Source organism: Haladaptatus ordinarius, from assembly GCF_054177595.1.
This window is the reverse complement of sequence record NZ_JBPEHH010000178.1, coordinates 1-5,205: the sequence shown is the minus strand read 5'-3', so window position 1 is coordinate 5,205 and position 5,205 is coordinate 1. Positions and strand designations below refer to the sequence as shown.

The 5,205-nt window shown below is 55.2% G+C and carries 4 protein-coding genes and 3 pseudogenes; 1 reads left to right on the top strand and 6 read right to left on the bottom strand.

Annotation, left to right across the window (positions count from 1 at the left end):
• The 3 genes and pseudogenes from ACR3FF_RS25630 to ACR3FF_RS25620 all read right to left on the bottom strand — a co-directional run.
• Positions 1 to 249, bottom strand: a pseudogene (locus ACR3FF_RS25630) (IS4/Tn5 family transposase DNA-binding protein); the annotation flags it as partial.
• 115 nt (positions 250 to 364) lie between these two features.
• Positions 365 to 1,804, bottom strand: a complete 1,440-nt coding sequence (locus tag ACR3FF_RS25625) for a helix-turn-helix domain-containing protein (protein ID WP_458190930.1) — start codon at positions 1,802 to 1,804, stop codon at positions 365 to 367.
• 296 nt (positions 1,805 to 2,100) lie between these two features.
• Positions 2,101 to 2,774: pseudogene (locus ACR3FF_RS25620) on the bottom strand (IS6 family transposase).
• Positions 2,775 to 2,844: 70 nt separating this feature from the next.
• Between ACR3FF_RS25620 and ACR3FF_RS25615 the strand changes: the two are divergent.
• Complete coding sequence (locus ACR3FF_RS25615; protein WP_458190929.1) at positions 2,845 to 3,813, top strand: transposase; 969 nt, start codon at positions 2,845 to 2,847, stop codon at positions 3,811 to 3,813.
• Positions 3,814 to 3,908: 95 nt separating this feature from the next.
• Here ACR3FF_RS25615 and ACR3FF_RS25610 read toward each other — a convergent pair whose 3' ends face one another.
• From ACR3FF_RS25610 to ACR3FF_RS25600, 3 genes and pseudogenes are all read right to left on the bottom strand, one after another.
• A complete protein-coding gene (locus ACR3FF_RS25610; protein WP_458190928.1) occupies positions 3,909 to 4,388 on the bottom strand; it encodes a type II toxin-antitoxin system VapC family toxin in 480 nt (159 codons plus the stop codon).
• Positions 4,381 to 4,677 (bottom strand): hypothetical protein, encoded by a 297-nt coding sequence (locus ACR3FF_RS25605; RefSeq protein ID WP_458190927.1) that lies wholly within the window; start codon positions 4,675 to 4,677, stop codon positions 4,381 to 4,383. The genes ACR3FF_RS25610 and ACR3FF_RS25605 overlap by 8 nt, the downstream gene beginning before the upstream one ends.
• A gap of 315 nt (positions 4,678 to 4,992) precedes the next feature.
• Positions 4,993 to 5,091, bottom strand: a pseudogene (locus ACR3FF_RS25600) (DUF955 domain-containing protein); the annotation flags it as partial.
• Between the last annotated feature and the right edge of the window lie 114 nt (positions 5,092 to 5,205).

The window sequence follows — 5,205 nt, the reverse complement described above, 5'->3', positions numbered from 1 at the left end:
GTCCACACTGTCATTATCACAAAATCGGTATGTAGCCTTTGTGGACGCCCAGTCCTCGCAGGCAGCGGGGATGGACTCGGCAGGTGAACTGCCGAGTTCATCACCAACCTTCACCAGTCAATCGGTGAGGCGCTTGTCCCCAAAGTCTGCCGAGCGAAACTCTCCTCGAATCCAACCTGATACATCCATGTCACACAACTCTCCGTCATCATCTATATCAGGCCGCCAATTATGTGAACCATGCCGCATCTTACAGCCTCGGTTCGTCAGCTGTAGCACTTGTGGGTAAGAGACAGGACTTCAGTCGTGGGTTTTCTTCTGCACCCCTATAACGCAGATGGGCATCGTGAGTAGTCCGGGCAGCTCAGTCGTCTGCACTGATACTCGGCTGTCTCGAGAACACTACCCGTGTCTTCGACGTCAACTGGTTATAAACGGTTCTCCCGTCCCGCTTGCGTTCAACGAGACCGTCCTCTGCCAGCCGCTTCAGGTGATACGTTACAGTACTAGGATCGCGGTCAAGTTCGTCAGCTAGCTCACCCACCGTAACTGGCTCTTGTCGTGAGACACCGTCAAGTACGGCGGCAGTCGCCGTTTGGGCGAGCGCCGCTCTGAGTTCGACCTTGTCATCGGAAGCCGGATAAAATCGTCGTTTACCCCGGATTTTCGCGTTCGTCACTATTTTCTCGTCTTCGAGTATTCGGAGGTGATGGCGGATGGTTGACAGTGAGACATCCATTCGGTTGTCCAACTGTGAGAGATAGGTTCCAGGCGTGCGCTCGATGTGATTATAAAGATCCGCCCGCACTTCTTGTTCGAGTGGATCTGAGTCATCATACTTGCTGTATCTGAGCGGCATAAACGGCCACCAGACCCGGCCTTCGACCTTTGGTCTGGGGAAGACACTGACAGTACCGGCGTGGGTGGCCAGCGTTCCGATCTCTGGCTGATGGAGGACGACACCGGCAGTGACAGTCACGCCGATGAGTTCGGCGGTTTTCGTAGGATGGGCCGGAGTCGCCGGAACAGATCCGTTCGGGTGTGTCCCTTGATCGTTCACCTTTGTTGTCCTCATCGTTCCGTCCGCGTTCGTATCATCGCCGGATGTGGTGTCGTTCAATTGCGGCGTCGTGTTAGGAGCAGTTTTCGACTCGACTTTTTCGCTTTGCGCCACGGGCAATGATGCGGTTGCAATCGGTTTGGACGAACGACCTCCGGCGGTCTTCTTTTCGACGGTGACAGTTACGTTCTCATCCGTTTTCGTCATACGTGCCGACGCGTTGATCAGATTGTCCTCGATGACACCGCCGGTCGCCTTGCTTGCGATATCGAGTCCCGAATAAGCATTTGCTTTTGCGTTATCGGCAGTTTGGCCCACCTTTTTGACGTCTGTGTTGCTCACTTCCCCGGCATTGCCGCGTTCCGAATTGGCCGCATTGGTCGTGATGGAGTTGGGTTTCGTTCCCGCGAATGAGTTACCAGTCGACACCGGTGTGTCGTTGACGGCGTCAGAGGTGGCTTCGATCTCGTCCACATTCTCGGTCGGCGCAACTGTATCGTTGGTGTCACTCGTCGTGGTCACTGAGGAGAAGCCAGTGGTGTTGGTACTCGTCCCACCAACTGTACCGGTTGTGCCGGACACATCGGTTTTGCCGTGAGGGTCGCCGACGTTTGGTGTGTCGGTCGTGCCGTTTGTTTTAAGAGTCGTCGTCTCAGGGTCTGTCGTGGACTGTGTCCAGCCAGATTCGTTCGCATCATCGGCGGTAGTGGACACGTCCGACACCACGTCGGTCGTCGCGGTCACTGGTGCGTTGGCTTTCGATTGACTCACCGTCAATCTTGGAGTCGTCGTTATATTGGTCGTGGCCGTGACAGTCGACGTGTTAGTGGTTCCGTTTACGTTTTCACCGTGCAAGTTCTCGGTGGGGAGCGCGACCGTGAACCCTGGAAGACAAAGGAGTACGGCGAACAATATCACTGAAAGCCTGTGGTTTTCCATCCTCTCTTAATCCTGGTGTTCTAGATTATCCTCACCACCAAATAATTAGGGTTTTCACGCGAAATTAAAATTAATCGATAAATTGTATCTTAGGGCACTGTCTAGTTTAGCTCCTCCTCAACAGGAGTTTGATTGTCGAGCGATTGATGCGGTCGCTGATGATTATAGTAATGCACAAACTGTTCAAGCCAGCGCTGAACGCTCGGCCGACTGCCCACCCACGATGTATGGAGGCGGTCGATCCGCTGTTTGAGCGTGTGAAACCACTTTTCAATCAGATTTCGCTCTGTGTAGTCGAGCCGACCGCGCAACCCAATTCGAAAGAAGGCAGTCCGATAGCCGTAGCCATCAACGAGAAACACGGTGTCCGAGAGACCGTGTTTCTCGGCCAATCCAGACAGAAACACAGCCGCTTGATCAGTGCCATGCCGATCAAACACGTCGATAGCGAGCAGCAGTTTTGTTTCAGTATATATTGCAGCGTACACCCAAAACCACTCGCCGTTAATCTTGACAGCGGTTTCGTCTACCGCGACCCGCGTCGGCGTCGCCGACGGTGGGTCGGAGACGCTGTCAGCCAGCCGATGGACCCACTGAAAAATCGCTTGATGTGACCGTTCTACGTCGAAAAGCGCTAAAATTGCTTGTGTCTCACTGAGCGAACAACCGGTCGCATGGAGACGGACGGCGACGCCCAGGGCGTCGCCGTCCGCTCGTTCCCCCAAGTTTCTTCTAAATCCGCGTCTAAGCCTTCCTTGAGCAGGTTTGCGAGCATCTCTATGCAAGTTACTCAATAGAGCGTGTCATAGAAAGCCTCCCAAGGGAGGCCGCAGGGTTTTGAAACTGTGTCCAGCAGTACCATCACCCTGCAAGACGTAGCTTCGGTAGACGACTTTTTGAATGCGGCGGCGACCGAGACAGTACCGCTGTTCGAACATCTTGAATTCGAGTTTCTGTTGGAGTACGACGTGTTCGCCCCCGCTCGCCGGGGGCGAACACGAGTTCACCAGCCACCAGATCTCTTTCGCGGCTTTCTGCACTGCTACTACAAGAACATCTACGGCACACGCCCGGTTACGCGAGAACTCAGCCACGGGCTCGTCTGGTACTACTGCGGCCTCGACAAACCGCCATCCAGAGACACGGTTGACCGCTTTCTCACCGACCTCGAACACGTTGTTGCCGATGTCTTCGACAGGCTCGACTCCACGTACTCTATCGACTCGACCCACGTCAAGGCAGTCCAATACAACGACGCCGCCTCGTGGAACTACGATCCAACAGCCGACGAGTACTACTACGGCTTCGGCTGTACGATCGTCTCAACCGGAGCAAAGATCCCGATAGCAGCGGAGTTCACACAGGCCAAACAAGCATCCAAAGACACGGCGATGCGCGTCACGCGTGACGCGCTCGCCGTCGAAACTCCGATCTGGATGCTTGGAGACAGCGCCTACGACATCCTCGACTGGCACGACCACCTGCTGGCCGCAGGGGTCGTGCCAGTCGCCCCGTACAACCCGCGAAACACTGACGACCCGAAAGATATCGAATACAGGGTCGAAGACCGCATCAAAGAACACGGCGAAGACGTACAGCTGAAGCAATCTATCTTGGATGAGACGTATAACCACCGGACAGGTGTTGAACGAACCAACGATGCGATCAAGGACTGCGGCCTCGGGCACGTCCGCGCCCGAGGCCGCGTGCACGCACGAACAGAAGTGTTCGTTGCGCTGTGTCTCAGACTCGTCGTTGCACTCACTAACTACCAACGAGGAAACGATCCGGGACGTGAGAAACTCAAGCTATGAGATGGATTCTATGACACGCTCCAATAACCTGCTCATTCCTCAAGCTGGCTCAACTAGACAGTGCCGATGAAGACATCATTGCAACAATAGTGATCTTATGTTCGTGGGATCGGTGACAATCCGAGGGTGGCGAAGTCGTCCGGGTCGTACGTCAAAATATATTCAGTGTTTTCACGGCGGGCCTGGATGCTGATCAGATGGTCAGTAAACGACAGCGTGTGGTCGTCGTACTCACTGAATTGCTCGCCGGCCGCCCAAAAGAGGTCGTCTGAACCGCTCAAGATGTGGATTGCCTCCGAGTCACGGAGCGTCTCGAACGCCCGTGTTGCTGTCGCATGGTTAACGTGGGAGTCGAGCAGGGTTAGCAGTTCGTCAACGACGTACTGGTTCGTGAGTAACGGCCGATAGGATAACTCCGGCAGCGCCTGCATAAACTGCGTCACTGCCTCTGTGACTGGCGACTGGGTATCAAAGTACGGATACAAGCCGCCTGTATCAAGAAAGAGCGGTGTCGCTCGCTGCCTTGGTGGCGCGAACCCCGGCGGGACGGCCGGCGAGTCGTCCTCGTCACTCATGGTCATTCCTGTGTGGGCGCTCGTAGAGTGCGTCGTCAAGCTCGTCCGGGGCGAGCGGCTCACCGCGTCGGCCTTCATTGAGTGCGGCCATCTCATCGGCGACCGCAAAGAGCGGATCACTCGGGTCTGGCGCGTCATGGGCGTCGATGTATTCGGCAGCGGCTTCGCGCAGTGCCTCTTTCAGTGATTTATCTTCCTCCTGTGCGAGACGGCGAAATCGGGCGTATTCAGCAGGACTGAGTTCGGTTTGAACGACTTTTGTGTCGCCATCCGTGTTCGACATGTTCATGGACACCTCCATGTCCATGTACAATACGCAGTCAGAATACAAAAACTTCCCTTCTCTTGACAGCCCCCCAACTATTTCGAGGAGCGGTTCAGCGCAATCGGTGCGACGGACTCCGTTTTGATCGGTGCCCTCCCGACCTACGTGTATTGTTGAGTGGTGTGGAGGCTGCCTCTCGAACTCCTTGAGGTACCTCAGGGAATACCGCACGCTAAGGAGACCGATGAGCGGCTGTACGGTCCCACATCTTCGTGAGCACACAGGCCCGATCACAAGATTGTAGGGCGAGGAAGCTCGCGTCTTCTGTGGCTTTCAGGTGTATTCGTGGATGAGCGTCACCGCGAGATCCGCGTGATTTGCCCGCGCTTTTGCCTCCACGATTGGCTGGAGGTCGTACAGACTTCGCTGTTTGCATACTCGGTACTTCCCATCGAGTCAGTGGATAGTCACGACTGACGGGGTTAGATTCTCAGGAAGCGTCTGGATGGGTGATTATGAGATTTCTCTACCATCCAGACACTGTTCTTACGG

Coding starts and splice junctions, on each gene's coding strand:
- ACR3FF_RS25610 (WP_458190928.1), bottom strand. CDS start 4,388: ATGAGTGACGAGGACGACTCGCCGGCCGTCCCGCCGGGGTTCGCGCCA.
- ACR3FF_RS25605 (WP_458190927.1), bottom strand. CDS start 4,677: ATGAACATGTCGAACACGGATGGCGACACAAAAGTCGTTCAAACCGAA.